At 55.9% G+C, this 14,500-nt stretch carries 14 protein-coding genes; 11 read left to right on the top strand and 3 right to left on the bottom strand.

Annotation, left to right across the window (positions count from 1 at the left end; translation table 11 throughout):
* Position 1 precedes the first annotated feature (1 nt).
* The 4 genes from H7846_RS00340 (at position 2) to H7846_RS00325 (ending at position 5,896) form a co-directional block, all read left to right on the top strand.
* Entirely contained in the window at positions 2 to 2,671 is a 2,670-nt protein-coding gene (locus H7846_RS00340) for an ABC transporter permease (RefSeq protein ID WP_255460746.1), read from the top strand.
* An 86-nt stretch (positions 2,672 to 2,757) separates the two neighbouring features.
* Positions 2,758 to 3,504 (top strand): YIP1 family protein, encoded by a 747-nt coding sequence (locus H7846_RS00335; protein WP_186694278.1) that lies wholly within the window; start codon positions 2,758 to 2,760, stop codon positions 3,502 to 3,504.
* 118 nt (positions 3,505 to 3,622) lie between these two features.
* Entirely contained in the window at positions 3,623 to 4,945 is a 1,323-nt protein-coding gene (locus H7846_RS00330) for an acetamidase/formamidase family protein (protein ID WP_186694276.1), read from the top strand.
* Positions 4,946 to 4,990: 45 nt separating this feature from the next.
* Complete coding sequence (locus tag H7846_RS00325) at positions 4,991 to 5,896, top strand: D-hexose-6-phosphate mutarotase (RefSeq protein WP_186694274.1); 906 nt, start codon at positions 4,991 to 4,993, stop codon at positions 5,894 to 5,896.
* A gap of 4 nt (positions 5,897 to 5,900) precedes the next feature.
* On the opposite strand, the gene H7846_RS00320 is transcribed toward H7846_RS00325, so the two are convergent.
* Positions 5,901 to 7,022, bottom strand: a complete 1,122-nt coding sequence (locus tag H7846_RS00320; RefSeq protein WP_186694272.1) for a sialidase family protein — start codon at positions 7,020 to 7,022, stop codon at positions 5,901 to 5,903.
* 123 nt (positions 7,023 to 7,145) lie between these two features.
* Between H7846_RS00320 and H7846_RS00315 the strand changes: the two genes are divergently transcribed.
* Positions 7,146 to 7,760, top strand: a complete 615-nt coding sequence (locus H7846_RS00315; RefSeq protein ID WP_186694271.1) for a Maf family protein — start codon at positions 7,146 to 7,148, stop codon at positions 7,758 to 7,760.
* A gap of 12 nt (positions 7,761 to 7,772) precedes the next feature.
* Here H7846_RS00315 and H7846_RS00310 read toward each other — a convergent pair whose 3' ends face one another.
* Positions 7,773 to 8,993 (bottom strand): alpha/beta hydrolase family protein, encoded by a 1,221-nt coding sequence (locus H7846_RS00310; RefSeq protein WP_186694269.1) that lies wholly within the window; start codon positions 8,991 to 8,993, stop codon positions 7,773 to 7,775.
* Positions 8,994 to 9,138: 145 nt separating this feature from the next.
* Positions 9,139 to 9,855, bottom strand: coding sequence for a hypothetical protein (locus H7846_RS00305; RefSeq protein WP_186694267.1), 717 nt, complete (start codon positions 9,853 to 9,855; stop codon positions 9,139 to 9,141).
* A gap of 675 nt (positions 9,856 to 10,530) precedes the next feature.
* Here H7846_RS00305 and H7846_RS00300 point away from each other — a divergent pair.
* The 6 genes from H7846_RS00300 (at position 10,531) to H7846_RS00275 (ending at position 14,495) form a co-directional block, all read left to right on the top strand.
* Positions 10,531 to 11,028 (top strand): hypothetical protein, encoded by a 498-nt coding sequence (locus H7846_RS00300; RefSeq protein WP_186694265.1) that lies wholly within the window; start codon positions 10,531 to 10,533, stop codon positions 11,026 to 11,028.
* A 175-nt stretch (positions 11,029 to 11,203) separates the two neighbouring features.
* Complete coding sequence (locus tag H7846_RS00295; protein ID WP_255460745.1) at positions 11,204 to 11,782, top strand: hypothetical protein; 579 nt, start codon at positions 11,204 to 11,206, stop codon at positions 11,780 to 11,782.
* A gap of 94 nt (positions 11,783 to 11,876) precedes the next feature.
* The gene (locus tag H7846_RS00290; protein WP_186694264.1) at positions 11,877 to 12,263 is read left to right on the top strand and encodes a hypothetical protein; all 387 of its coding nucleotides are present in this window, start codon (positions 11,877 to 11,879) and stop codon (positions 12,261 to 12,263) included.
* Between the two features lie 53 nt (positions 12,264 to 12,316).
* On the top strand, positions 12,317 to 12,724 hold the full coding sequence (locus H7846_RS00285; RefSeq protein WP_186694262.1) for a hypothetical protein: 408 nt from the start codon (positions 12,317 to 12,319) through the stop codon (positions 12,722 to 12,724).
* Between the two features lie 90 nt (positions 12,725 to 12,814).
* Positions 12,815 to 13,786 (top strand): hypothetical protein, encoded by a 972-nt coding sequence (locus tag H7846_RS00280; protein WP_186694260.1) that lies wholly within the window; start codon positions 12,815 to 12,817, stop codon positions 13,784 to 13,786.
* Between the two features lie 85 nt (positions 13,787 to 13,871).
* Complete coding sequence (locus H7846_RS00275) at positions 13,872 to 14,495, top strand: hypothetical protein (RefSeq protein ID WP_186694259.1); 624 nt, start codon at positions 13,872 to 13,874, stop codon at positions 14,493 to 14,495.
* The last annotated feature ends 5 nt before the right edge of the window (positions 14,496 to 14,500 follow it).

Here is a 14,500-nt window from a genome sequence, read left to right as displayed (position 1 = left end):
CATGGAGATGTTCAGCGCATGGAAAGCTTTACTCCGCCGTATCATCCGGCGCAACGAAGAGGTTGAGCTGGATGAAGAGCTTCAATTTCACCTGGAACGGCAGACGCAAGAAAACCTTGCCCAAGGTATGGAGTCGGAAGAGGCGCGTCGGCAAGCTCGAATCGCATTCGGTGCGATGGGACGAGCCAGAGATGAATGTCGCGAGAGCCGCCCTGGCTTTTGGGTCGAAAGATTATTTCAAGACGTGCGGTATGCTCTTCGTGGTTTTCGGAGGAATCCGGTATTTGCGCTGACTATTGTGGCCACGCTGATGCTTGGCATTGGAACGACGACCGCGGTTTTCAGCGTAGTAGACAGAATTCTGTTTCGCAGCCTGCCGTATGAACATGCGGATCAGCTCGTGTCCGTCGGAATGGTGCATTCGCTTGAAACCCAAGGATTTCTGATGGGGAATACTTACTACATCTGGCGCGATAATCAGAAGCCATTTGAGGAGATAACTTCCGAAGCGACGGGGCCGCACGAGTGCGACCTTACAGAAGGCACTCCCGTGCAATTGGACTGCGAGCCTGTGGAAGGGAATTTCCTTTCCACGCTCGGCATAACGCCCGTTCTCGGGCGCAATTTTTTACCGGAGGAAGCTCGTCCAGGCGGTCCCGATGTCGCACTGATTTCGTATCGCTTGTGGCTCACGCATTACAACCTTGATCCGAAGATCCTGAACAAGACGATCCAGATCGATGGCAAACCGGTTCGTGTGATCGGTGTTCTTCCCCAATCGTTTGAGATGCCTCGTCTACAGAACGTGGATGTACTCCGCGCCATTATGATCGACGAGGTTGCCGATCATAGTGCAAATGGCGGGTATGGATCTCCAAGGAGAGTATTTGCTCGCTTGAAGCCTGGAGTCAGTCTGGAACAGGCGTGGTCTGCAATGGAACCACTGTTTCATGACGCAAACAAACAGATCCCCGCAGACATTCGAAAGGATATCCATCTGAGCGTACGTTCGTTGCGTGACATACAGACACAGAATGTACGGTTGATGGCCTGGGTCCTGTTCGGTTCCGTCATCTCGGTATTGCTGATCGCGTGTGCCAATGTGGCGAGTCTATTGATGGCGCGAGGCACGTCGCGGCAAAGAGAACTGGCGGTAAGGGTGGCTTTGGGGGCCAGCAAAGCAAGATTGTTCTGGCAAACGTTGACGGAGACGATGCTATTGTCGATCGCCGGTGCTGTAGCAGGTTATCTGTTTGCTAAGGGGTTGTTGCGGTTGTTTCTTGCCCTTGCTCCTGCCAGACTTTCGTTTGTACATAAGGCTCAACTCGATCTCAGGGTGATTGGTTTTACCCTTGCGGTTTCGATGCTTTGTGGAATCTTCTCTGGTCTGATACCGGCATTGCAGCGGCCGAATGCAGAGCTGCTGACCGGGCGCGCGGAGAAGAGAATGACGCATGCCTCTGTGAGGCAATTGTTGGTGGCAGGTCAAATTGCTGCAGGCATGATTTTGCTGACAGTGGCGATGCTGCTGGTGCGAAGTTTCCGAAACCTCGACCATCAACAGATGGGGATTCGCGTGGATAACACCGTTACGGCAAGGGTAACGCTTGGAGTACACAAATATCCGGAACTTGCAGGCCAAGCGCATTTTTCTGAAGCCGTTGAAGATCAACTGAGATACGGTCCGGGTGTGAGTGCTGTTGCTGTGACCGATTCTCTCCCTCCTGCGCCGAATCAAAACGGAGGGCGCCTCAATCAGGTTGTGGTCGCGGGCAAGCCGCCTGTGACAGCAGGAGCAGGTGAAGTGATTACATCCCGATGGGTATCCCCTGGATACTTTCCTACACTGGAGATTCCTATTCTGCAGGGCAGGGGCTTTAGCCAAGATGAGGTGACCTCAAGTGAACGCCCCGTCATTCTGAACCAGATTCTTGCAGAACGTCTCTTTCCAGGGCAGAGCCCTTTGGGAGAGCGAATGCGGTTCGGTAAGCTTGATCCGGATTCCCCTTGGTATACGGTGATTGGAATTGCAGGCAATGTAAGGAACAGCGGTCTAACCGATAAGACTGTTCCCGAATATTATCTTCTCCGGCGTTACGGCTCCGACCATTGGGACACGCATGGCGTCTGGAGCCGGACGGTGATTTTTGTTGTCCGTAGTTCAGCACCGATTGAAACGACAGTGCAGTGGGTTCACTCTCGCATTACTGCGGTGGATCCAACCCTGCCGATCGATATCGCAACAATGAAAGAGCGGGTAAGCAGCCTGGAAGATCAGCCGCGATTCCAGACCGTGCTGGTAAGCCTTTTTGCCATCACAGGATTGGCGATGGCCATTATCGGGCTCTATGGCCTGCTCTCCTTCCTTGTTGCGCAACGCGAACGGGAGATTGGAGTACGGATGGCTCTAGGCGCGACGCGGAGCAATATTCTTCGGTTGGTGATGGGGAGAAGTCTGCGGCTGATTGCAAGTGGAACTCTGGTGGGGTTGGCGCTCTCACTGATGGTCTCGCGAATGTTGTCACATCTGTTGTTCAGCGTTGGTCCGTATGATCCGTTGAGTTACAGCCTGGTGATCCTTCTGTTGATCTTTGTTGGCCTGATGGCGACACTTATCCCAGCCCGGTCAGCGATCAGCGTGGACCCAGCGGTAACACTTCGCAGCGAATAAATCGCTGACTCTGCGCGGGTTTTCGAGCTAAAATCCTCCAGCGATGTTTTCCAGCTGAGATCCTAGTTCCAGGAAGGCGTGTGCAGATGACTGTGGAAACGGTGGCAGGTAGCCAGGATGCAGGGCTGAGTGAAGTCGAACGCGTTGTCGATGTCTTCGTTGCACCCTCAAAGACCTTTACCGACATTCTGCGCAACGCGAGTTGGTGGCTCCCGTTTATCCTGATGCTGTTGATTACAGTGGGCGCAACGTTCGCTGTTGATAAGCAGGTTGGCTTCGTGCGTGTCGCCGAAAACCAGATCCACCAGAGCCCGAAGCAGGAAGACCGGTTCAACAATCTCGCTCCAGAGCAGAAAGCAGCGCAGTTGCTTCGAATGGAGAAGGGATATCGCTATACCAGCTACTACTCGTTTGTCTTTATCCTCATCTTCGTTGCTGCTGCCGCGCTTCTCTATTGGGTGAGTTTTAACTTCGGCCTGGGTGCGCAGACAACCTACGGCCAGATGTTCGCCGTGTGGATGTATGCCTCGCTGCCAAAGCTCATCAGCGGTCTGCTGGCGATTGTGCTGTTAATGGCCGGCGTTAATATCGACAGCTACAACATGCAGAACCCGGTGGGCACAAACCTCGCCTACTACGTGCCCGATGCGGCTCCGTGGCTGCGCAGCCTGCTCAGCTTCTTCGATGTGATCGGTTTGTGGGTACTCGCACTGCTCGTCATCGGAACGGCAATTGTGGCCAAGGTTTCACGCGGAAAAGCCGCTGCGGTCGTCGTGGGATGGTGGTTGTTCGGTCTGATCGTGATGACCGGAATTGCCGCAGCGACAAGTTAGACGAGCAATCGAGCCAGCTCCCGAAAGCCTGATCTATTAGATCGATGAGCAGAAAAGTGACGATTCGTCTTGTGTTATACGAAATTATTCGTATAACGTGACCATCGGAGGGTTTCTTATGAAACGATGTCTCATCCTGTTCAGCTTTTTGTTTTCTGCGAACCTTGTCTATGCGCAGGTGCCAGCGACGAAGACTCCATTTGCAGGCAAATGGCTCGCGACCCTTGATTTCTTTGGCACGCCGCTCTATTTGAAAGTAGATCTCAATCAACAAGAGGAGGGGCTCAAGGGAACCTTTGGCGGCGATCCCCTGGAAGGTAAGGTGAATGGCAGCCAGTATCACTTCCTTGCAAAGGACAGGAATGGAGGCACAGAGGAAGCTACAGGCCGGCTTGAGAACGGGACACTCTATGGCGATGTGGTTGAAACCAGAGGAGACGATTTGGCGCATCCCTTCAAGTACACCTTCACGGCGGTGCTGGCCCCGGCGCGTTCTACGGCTGCGCCGCAACGCCATGAGTTCGCGCCTACAATCTTCTATCGCCAGTTTTCTCCTTTGAACAAGCCTGTCCTCCGCATCAATCCTGGCGATACGATCCATACGACAACGGTCGATGCCGGGGGAGTCGATGGCAACAATGTTCGACGCGTGCTTGGCGGCAATCCGCAGACTGGCCCTTTCTACGTTGAAACGGCGATGCCTGGAGATACGTTGGTGGTCCATATCAATCGCCTTCGTCTGAATCGCGACTGGGCAGGAAGCGACGACGCCCTTGTGGACCGCGCGACCGATAGCAATCTTGCAGTAAAAGTAAAGGGCAACGGCAAAGGAATCCGCTGGCATCTCGATACGGCAGCAGGAACGGCCACTCCAGAGAAACCTTCAGAGCATCTTGCGAAGTACACGATTCCGCTGCGCCCCATGCTGGGTTGTGTCGCCACTGCAGTAGGGCCTGCGCAGGCTCCTCCGCCTACGGGAGACTCCGGCTACTATGGCGGCAATATGGACTTCAACGAGATCACGGAAGGCGCGACGGTCTACCTGCCTGTGTCCAATCCCGGGGCCCTGCTTTACTTTGGCGATGGCCACGCTGCGCAGGGCGATGGCGAGTTGAATGGCAATGCTCTCGAGACCTCGATGGACGTTGAGGTCACGGTCGATGTTATTCCCGGAAAGCGTCCGCCACAGCCTCGGGTGGAGAATGGGTCCACGATCATCGCCACCGGAATCGCAGGGTCGCTCGATGATGCTTTTCGGGCCGCAACATCGAACATGGCTTCATGGCTTGAGGATGATTACAAGCTGACTCCTTCGGAGATCGCACAGGTGCTGGGCACGGCGTCACAGTATAAGGTTGCCGAGGTGGCTGACCGTAACGTGAATCTAGTGTTGAAGCTGGATAAAGAGCGCTTGAAAACCTTAACCCAAGTGCAAAAGTAGAGCTTTTCTTCTGAGTTCTTCATAAGCAGCTACACTGGTTCAGATATGGATTTGAATCAGCTCAACGATCACTTCGGAATTGCGGGCGTCCTCCGCTTCGACCAACACGAAGGACTTACCCGGGCCATCGTTACCGCGCCTGCCGCCAGCGCCACAATCTATCTGCAGGGCGCTCATCTCGCCCACTGGCAGCCTGTCGGCGAACAACCTGTGCTCTACATGAGCCAGAAGAGCGACATGGCCCCTGGGAAGCCCATGCGTGGAGGCGTGCCGATTGCTTTCCCATGGTTCGCGACGGATTCGAAGGCTGATCGTTTCGAAGGCAAGCCGGGTCCTTCACACGGCTTTGCGCGCATACAGGACTGGGCACTGAGCTTTGCCGCGCTTGCAGGCGATGATCTTCACCTGACCTTCACACTCGGTCCAACGGAGTTGAGCCGACAGATGGGCTTCGATCACTTTCGCCTTGCTTTTGAACTGATCCTCGGCCGGACACTGACGATGCGTCTTGCCGTTGCGAATGAAGCTGAAACTCCCCTGGTCTTTGAAGAGGCGCTGCATACTTATTTTGAAGTGGCTGATGTCCGTGAGGTCATGGTCACGGGCCTTGAGCCCACCGGCTACATCGATAAGACAGACAACTTCCGCTTCAAGCCAGCTGCGAACGCTCCGTTTACTCCCACTGGTTTTACGGATCGTGTCTATCCCAACACCACCGCCACCTGCACGATTCATGACAAGGCTGGCAAGCGTTCGATCGCCATTGAAAAGAAGAACTCCAACACGACCGTCGTCTTCAATCCCTGGCGTGAGCTACCCGACCTCGGGCCCGATGAGTGGGAGAAGCTGATCTGTGTGGAGACCGTCAATGCTGCTCCCAACACCGTCACACTTGCGCCGCGTTCCACGCATGTGATGGAGGCGCACGTTACTGTCGCCAAAACGAAGTAGGCTCTCAGCGCAGAAGAGGATCAATTGGCTGCGCGGTGAAGAAGATTCCACCGTCGTTGCCGCGTTCCCAAAGCACGCCTAGTTGTTTGCCTTTTAGCGCGACGATGTCGGAGTATGCCGCTGGGCCTTCCTCGATGACGGTGCGCTTTGGCCACGTTTTCCCGTTGTCGAAGCTAGCGCTGATCGTCAGGTTGATGCGTTGGGTTTGATCACTCGCATTGCTGAAGAGGAGTACCTGTCGTTTGCCGTAGCGATAACTGAGCATGCTGCCTTCGCAGGCGGGATCGATCAGTTCCTTTGCGACAAAGGTTGATGCCCAATGTGCACCGCCATCGTTTGAGATGGCGAGAATGCGCGTGCTAGTCTCTTTACTCTGGTCGCGACTGTTCATGACAACAACGCCGTCAGCGGCTTCTGCGGCGGTGCTTTCGTTGCTTCCCGGCCATTGGATGGAATCGCTAAGGTGCCAGGTTTGGCCGTGGTCGTCGCTATAGAACGCGTGTGCGTCATAGGAGTGGTCATGCGGTTGCGGATTCCCTTCGGAGTGATTTGCGGCAATCAGGATGCGTCCGGCGTGTTGCCCGTGCATCAACTGGAGTCCATGGCCAGGGCCCGTCGCATAGCCACGCCACGAAGGGAGTTTCACGTTGGCTGTAATCTCCACAGGAGTGCCCCATGTAAGGCCCTCATCGGTACTTGTTCTATACCAGATACGCCGCGCGCCCTCTCCTTTGAGGATGGAAGCTTCTGAAGCGTTCCCAGTGCAGTAGACGAGGAAGATGCGGCCGCGGGGATAGCGCCGATCTCTGGTGTCCACGACGGGTACCAGATTGCCCGCCTGTAACTCGCCATTTGTCGCTACGGTCGTCAAAGGGCTCCAGGATTTTCCCTCGTCGCGGCTGCTGCGCATCACGATACGAACTTCGCCGAAGTCTCCGCAGTTATGCCGACGTGCTTCTGCGAAGGCGAGCAGGGTTCCTTTTGGCGTTCTTACAATCGCTGGAATGCGAAAACATGCATAGCTATCGGTCCCATTTGCAAACAACGCCGCAGCAGAGGTATCCGCAATGGCGTGATGTGGAGAAAGCAGCAGGCCAACACATAGAAGGAATGCGATCCTGCACATGCCGCGCTGTATCTTCACGAAAAACTGTTGTTTTGCTGCCTGAGATATCATGTGGTTTGATTCGATACGTCAAGACTTGTTCTCGACGCACGCATCGAGTGTAGTTCATTTTTTTCGAATGCCATGCTGATCCTCGCCTCATCTTCGCCGCGTCGCCGCCAGCTTCTTCAACTCGCAGGGCTCGATTTCACTGTCGAATCTTCCGACGTCGATGAGAGCGCCCAGCCTGGTGAGGCTCCGGCGACCTACGTCCAGCGACTCGCGCTCGAAAAGGCTCAGGCCGTATGGGAGCACCATAAAGCAGAACAGTCGCAGGATCTCGTCGTCTTAGGGGCCGATACTACCGTCGTCTGCGATGGCGAGATTCTCGGTAAGCCTATCGATCCTGCTGATGCGCGCCGTATGTTGCGTATGCTGGCCGGACGTACGCACCAGGTTCTTACAGGGATCGCTGCCGTTTCGCTGCGAGGGCTCTTCAGCGAGGTTGAAATTACGCAGGTCTACTTCGATCTGATTCACGAGGATGAACTGAATCAGTACATTGCGAGCGGCGAACCGATGGATAAAGCTGGAGCTTACGGAATCCAAGGATATGCTGCTCGATGGATTCCGCGCATCGAAGGCTGCTTCTTCAACGTGATGGGACTCCCCATTGCGTGCACGATGGCCTTACTGGCTCGGGCTCGCGAAGGACATAGTGAGACGCAGCCGCCACCTTCTCGTCTTGCCGTGCGCTAGGCTTGCTGTGAGCTACCGAAGCTCACCCACCCGGCTCGATACGGGTTGGTTTACCTCGGTCTTTTCCTCGCGAAGCCGCTTGAAGGCGTTATAGACAAACGATCCCAGGAACCACCCATCCATGTACTTGTATGGCGTCTCGCCGGTCGTATAGTGCCCACACGGCAGAACCTTCGAGACATAGTCGATTCCCAGCCGATCGAAGTTCTTCAGCACATCGAGCGAAAATTCGCGGATGAACGTCAGGTCGTATGTCGCGTGAATCACCAGGACCTGCTTGCGATGTGCGGCGAATCGATCCATGTACGACATGGGGCTGATCGAAGTGAACACCTTCCGCACATCGGCCTGCGTCAGTTCTTCCTGCTCAAACGCTGCGCGGATGTGGCGCGTGCTCTGTCCCGTCCACACCACATCGCCAAACCATGTTGAGGCGTGGTTGAAGGCGCACACCTGCAGGCGCGGATCGAACGCCGCGGCAATGAAGGCGTAGCAGCTTCCTAAACTTGTTCCCAACACGCCAAACTGCTCATAACCCTGTTGCTGCAGCCAGTCGATGCAGCAACGAATGTCGATTACGGCCTGTCTGCACGCAGCGATAGTGCGGCCGATGTTGGAGCTTACTGCGTAGTCCGAGCGCTCCAGCTCCGCAGGCCGGCGAATATCGTGATACGGCTTCGAGAGCCGTAGCGCCGAAATGCCGAAGCGGTTGAACAATGTGCAGAGCGCATTGTGGCTGAAGGCATCGGCGTTCCACTGTGGCATGACAATAATCGCCTGTTTTGGCCTGCCAGGTTGTTTATGGGCAGGAGCCGGATACCACCGCGCGTTCACGATATCGTTCTCTGGATAGCGCGTCCGTAGCGGTGAGGTGAAGCGCAGAAACTCTGCCCGTACACCCTCGCCCGTCTCCTCCTGACGGATGTACTCAGCTTCCTGCTCCAGGGTCTCCGGTCGTACATTCGTAGGAAAGAGCTGCGGGTAGCGAAGCTCCAGCCTGTAGTCTGTCGGCGTCTCGTATCCGAAGAACTCTTCGCATCGCCCAACGATGGCTTCATTAAGCCGGACCATGCGTTCAAATTCTGAGTCCGCCTCACTTAATCCTGCGCTGGCAACAAACTCTTCGAGCCAGTCCTCTCCCCACTCCAGGGGCCGCACAATGCGGTTCGTATCGCGAGTGGTCAGCGCCGTCTCCCAGGCGTACATCCACTTCGCATAAAACTTTCCAAGCATTAATTAAGTTTACCAAGTTGGGCAGAAACGGCCGCGAATTCCCAAGGATTGCACGGGTAACCCTCTATTCGTTTCCAATCGATGTGATCGGTGGATCCGCGCTAAGTCATGATCCTTACGCTCATAAATTACACGATGCAGGCTCTCACACCTCCGCCAACACCATGCAGATTCTTCCCACCACGTAATCCGCCGGACTCTCTCCCTCTTTCAGTCCTATCAGCTGCACCGGAAACTCTCGCAGGAAGGGTCGCAGGATCAGGTGTCGCTCATCGAAGTCCACATACCGCAACATCAGCATTGAGCCCGACCGGATTGCGTAGAGGTTCGGCTGGTTCGCGCGATACGGCGCCAGGGAGTTCCAGTGCCGATCTACAATTGCCAAGGCCCCTAAGGCCAGGACCGGCGCCATCGCGGCAGCCTGTTGTGCGTCCACGCGCACTGCAACGAAGCGTTCCCACTGTCCTCGTCGTGGAGCGGGCTTGGCTCTGTTCTCCCTCAGCCGCGCCGCCAAAATGGGCACCGTTTCGATCACCTCCGAGGCCGCAATCTGCATATCGTCCATTGCCGCTGATGACGAGACGATCGGCACCTCCATCTGCTCCTCGCGTTGCTCTTCAATTCCGGGCATTGAAGTTCCAGCCAGCTCCAGCGGAAGGACCTGCTCCACCGTCAGCCGCTGCGCTTCCATTACGCGGTCCAGACCCTCCAGCGAAAGCGCTCTCTTCTTGTTAAGAAAATTGGATATATGGGCCTGTTGAAACCCGGCCTGCTGCGCCAGGCGGCTGCCTGTGAGTGTGCCACGCTCGATGCGTCGTAACAGCTCCTGCCGGACGAGCTCGTGAAGGTCCTGGAAATTCATGTTCAGATCACTTTCCTGGAATTAAATATCATTTCGCAAGACGAAGATTAGGCGAAAATTTAGCTTTGTGCAACCAGTATCTCTTCTAATCCTAGAGGAAATATGGATTTATCTTTCTTGCTTCTCTGAGGAAAGATTCCAGTTGACTTTAACTTTGTCGAAAGCTATAACCTTGAAACTTTCCTTCTTCGCCGGAAAGCCGAAAGGCGCCCTTGCAACGGAGAAATCTTCTCCGGGGAACGCGTAACCGTGCCTTTTTGGCTCGCCAGGGGAAGAGGAAACAGGTCAAGAATCCCAAGGTCGGTTGTTGCTGTATGAAGAAACCAAACCAATTGAGGCCAGGCGCCTGGTGAAGAGTTCCTCTTCCCATTAGACGCCGTCACTCCATAGCATCCTGGGCGAGCCCTTTCGACCACTGAAACCACAAGGCCCGCCAGGGGAGACGTACGCTTTGAAAGGGACTTACATGAAGTACTTGCGTTTGGATCTGAAAGTATGTGAAGGCTGCGGAGCCCTGTGGCTCCGGAGCGCCTCAACGAAGGGAATCTACTGCCGGCACTGCGCCTCTCGCCTGGCCGAATTCCCAGCTCCCAGGGAAAGAAATCGTCGCGGATCGAAACCAGGTGTACGACGAGCTTCGCGTTGCAAAATCCAACCTGCCGCAGGAGGTGCACGATGAGCGCAGCCGTTGTTGTTCTGCCACGCATCGAAGCCGCAGCGGTTCAACGAAAGAAAACACCCGCACCCGCCAAAAAGAAGCCTGCTCCCAAAACTCTGCCTCAGGTGGCTTTCTATCGGAAGTACACCGAGGGCCTGCTGCGCCGTTACATGAAGCTCTCCATGGAGGCGGGACGCGCTCCTTCTCTCCTGGGGCGGGAGATGTTTCGCGGCAAAGTCACGCAGTATCGCGTGCAGTGCTTCGACGATGTGGTCATCTTTGTTCACGACGTCAGCCGATGTCTTCAGCAGCTCGACCTGGAACAGAACGCCCTTATCACCCGCATTGCCTTGCAGGAGTACACGCAGGGCGAAGCCGCCGAGATGTTTCATCTGCCGGTCTGGACCCTGGTGCGTCGTTACGAGCGCACACTTGATCTGCTGACGACGCTCTTCCTCGAACGCAAACTGCTGGAACCCTTCGTGGCTTGTCAAGAGGTGGAAATCCGCCCATAGGCCCTAAACCCTTGTTGTGATTGAAGTTTTTTCTGCCCTCCAAGTTGCGGATTTACTCTGTGCAACTTGATATTCTGGAAAGGTAATCAAGACTGAAGACGGGAGAGGCCAACGGGCTTCTCCCGTTTTGCTTTAAGGAACGAATCCTTACCAACAGGAAGGGAGAAGAGAACCCATGCATCCAACACTTCGCCATCGCCGTGCAGCCAGTGCGCAGCGCAGTACAGCGATGGAGCTTCACGCGATGGCCGTCGAGTTTCCAGTCGTGCACGGCCATCCCAACCGGCTGCCCTTTGAAGGAGTCCTCACGCTGCTCGATGTTGCCAGCGATAAGGCTCCCAATGGAGCGCGAGGTCACCGGGTCATTCTGACACGCGGCGCGGCGGAGAAGGCGCTTCCCAGTCTGCTCGGCATGGCAGTCGATTACAAGGCCGGATGGGACGGCCACAATGCTCGCCAGAAGTGCGGCATCATCACTTCCGCTGAGATCGAAGGCAATCGCCTCACGGTCTCCGGCTATCTCTTTGCGCGCGACTTTCCTGAGTTGGAAGAGAAACTTCATGCCTCCGACTCCATGGGGATGAGCTACGAGCTCGCTGACGCGCATGTTGCCGACATGCACTCCTCCGTCTGGACTGTGACTCGCGCCACCTTCACCGGAGCCGCGATTTTGCTGCGCGAGAAGGCTGCTTACCGCAACACCAGCTTTCGTGTGAGGCGTCCCGTGGCCCGAAGAAAATTAGCGACGGCTTAGAAGAGCGTCATTTCGACCGAAGAGAACGCCATTAGGCGGCAGCGAAGTGGAGAAATCCTCGCATTTAGTTATGACAAACACCAAAGGAGAACTCATGAGCTTTATCGGTGTACTCGAAGCCATCGGCAAGGGCTTCGCCAAGGGATTGAAGTGGGCGCTGGCCTACGCAGTGCCGGTCGAAAAACTGGTCATGCTGCTGTTTCCCTCAGCAGCGCCTATCGCCGTTGAAATTCTCGACGCGACCACGCTGATCCAGAACGCTGTTCTGTTGATCGAGCAGAAGTACGCTGCCAGCGGAGCGCAAAGTGGAACCGGCCCTCAGAAGCTGGCTGAGGTGCTGCTTCTCACCGAACGGACCGTGGCCACGCTTCTCGCAAAAGCCGGTATCATTGCCGATTCAAATTACATCGCCAGTATCGTTTCTGCTGTCGTCGCCATTTTGAACGTGCAGCAGATGCAGGCATCCGCCATCAAGGCGTAGATCAGGATTATCAGTGGGTGGACACAATCAAATCAAGTGAGGAACCAATGGAGATGGAGAAATTGGAACAGAGTGTTGAGCTTGAATCGACTGTAGCTCGTTTGTCAGCCGCTGCGGTGTTGCTGGAGCAGGCAATGGAGCGCCTGGCCGAACGTCAGAATGCAGCTGAGACGACCATTGGGCGCATCTCTGCCACGGTCGAGGCCGCTCTCGAAGAGCGTCTGGCTGCCGCTGAGGCAAGGATTGCCGAGCTGGAAGCCGCAGCAACAGAAAAAGCTCCAGAACAAGTTATAAATCGCAGGAAGACGATCCCTGCCGAGATGGCCACACTACTCACCAAGCAGGGAGTCGCCGTAAGCTCGCTCGATGCCGGCGCGCTCGATACCGCGCTCGGTAGCCTCAGCCTGGAGCAGCGTATCGCCGTGAAGGCGCGGTTGCTTCGAGCTGGACTGCTCAGCTAACGACAGAAGTCTTCCATCATTCTGAACCGCACCACATTACCCAAAGGCGTTGGCCACGAGCCACGCCTTTCGTTTTTGAAAAGGAGAATCATGAACGCGAAGTTTACTGAGATCTATGCCGCCGCCGACTTCCTCGGGCCAGGAGCGATTGAGGTTCCTGCCTACCAGTCCGAGATCACCGATCTGGTGCAGCGTCGCGGCATCTTCGGCCGTCGCATCAAGCAGGTTCCAGCAACGGGTCATCCCTCGCGCTTCTTCGAGGAGACGGCGATCCCGGCCCCGACCGCTGCCTCCGGCTTCGTCGATCCGCGCAACATTGTCGCACCGCTTGTTACGCCAACCCGCGTCGAGCGCAGCGTTCCTCTCAAGGCACTGGTCTCGCAGATCAATTACAACCTCTTCGATCTTGAGCTAGGTCAGCAGCAGTCGCAGTTTGCTTATCTGCAGGCCAAGGACCTTGCCGACACGGTTGACGGCGTTCTGCGCACGCACGACATTGCACTGTGGAACGGTACCGACAATAGCCTCAGCACGCCAACCACGCCGCAATACTTCGGCGCCACTGCGCAGATCTCCGCTGGCGGCAACAGCATCACCGTTGCGGCCTCCGATAGCATCGTCGATAAATTGAAATCCACAGTTGCGAAGATGCTTTCGAACACGTCGTATGGTGTTCGTCCTACGGCAATCTATGCCAATCCTGTGTTGCTCGATCTGATCGATCGCGAGATGAAGCAGGAGTTCAACGTTGTTCTCTCCACTAAGGAGATCGCTGCAGGGCTCAGCGTCAAGACGCTTTCGACCCAGGCTGGCGATTTGCCTCTGATTCCAGAGTGGACACTCGGCTACAGCGGAACACCAGGTTCAGGCACAGCGGTGTTGCCCGCATACATCGTCACCGAAGACCTCATCGAGTACCACTGGCTGGGCGATCCGAACCCACGCGTCTTCCAGCTCGGGGTTCCCGGCTCACTGGCCTCGCAGTATGTCGTGGTCAAGTTCGGTGGACTTGTCGTCAAGGGCGCCAGCTACGCTCACTGCGAAGTTCTCGTCGACCGCTAAATCGAGGCAGTCGTTCGATGGTTTTGAGGGCAGACAGGAGCCGGAGCATTTGTCCGGTTCCTGTCTCTTTTTCTAAGGAGGTGTTGTGGGGTACTTGTCGCCAACAGAGTACGTGCAGTACGGGCTGAGCGCCGAAACACCAGACGACCTGGTTACCGCGGCTTCGGCGCTGATGGAAGCTCATTGCCGTCGGCCCAGCCTGCTGATTACACAATATGTCGAGAGGATGCGCCTCGCGCCTGGAGCGCAGAGTGTGCGTCTCAGTTATCGTCCGCTCGCCGCAGCGGATGGAGCAAGCTCTCCTCTGACTCAGGTGCGCGTGCGTTATACGCGGCCACGGCGTGGAGAGATGCCCGATCTTTTTCGTGAACAGGTGGCCTATGCCTTCGCGGTGCCGGGAAGCTGGAGCATGCTCGATCCCGCGAGTGTCGATATCGATTTGGCCGCAGCCGAACTTACCTTTCCGTCGAACTTCTTCGGCCTTAACTACAACGAAGTCGAGGTGACTTATACCTCCGGGTTCGATGTCATTCCACCGGCGATCAAGGTGGCCTGTGCGCAGATTGTTAAGAATGCTCAGGCAACACCTGCGGTCAACGTGAAGAGCAGCCGCATCGACACCATGCAGATGGAGTACTTTAGCGGCTCGCTCCTCGATGATCAGGTGCAGCAGCTTCTGCGTCCTTACGTTGCGGAAAGGATGGGGTGATTGCG

The organism is Edaphobacter sp. 4G125 (assembly GCF_014274685.1).
GTDB lineage: Bacteria > Acidobacteriota > Terriglobia > Terriglobales > Acidobacteriaceae > Edaphobacter.
The sequence above is the reverse complement of the archived record's forward strand: the minus strand, read 5'-3'. Positions and strand labels throughout refer to the sequence as shown.